The sequence below is a fragment of the Allobaculum fili genome (genome assembly GCF_020969955.1).
Taxonomy (GTDB): Bacteria; Bacillota_I; Bacilli_A; order Erysipelotrichales; family Erysipelotrichaceae; genus Allobaculum; species Allobaculum fili.
Map to the genome: position 1 here is coordinate 1 of NZ_JAHDSX010000161.1, position 255 is coordinate 255.

At 55.3% G+C, this 255-nt stretch carries 1 rRNA gene; it reads left to right on the plus strand.

Annotated features, from left to right (window positions below):
• Position 1: 1 nt before the first annotated feature.
• A 23S ribosomal RNA gene (locus Afil_RS10910) occupies positions 2 to 255 on the plus strand; the annotation flags it as partial.

Genomic DNA, 255 nt, shown 5'->3' on the forward strand with positions numbered 1-255 from the left:
GCAAGAAGTCAGAGCCCGACCAAGGGTGATGGCGTGCCTTTTGTAGAATGAACCGGCGAGTTGCTTTTGAATGCAAGGTTAAGCGGGAAAACGCGAAGCCGAAGCGAAAGCGAGTCTTAAGAGGGCGGCAAGTAGTCAGGAGCAGACCCGAAACCGGGTGATCTAGCCATGGGCAGGTTGAAGCAGAGGTGAAACTTTGTGGAGGACCGAACCGACCATCGTTGAAAAGCTGGCGGATGACCTGTGGCTGGCGGA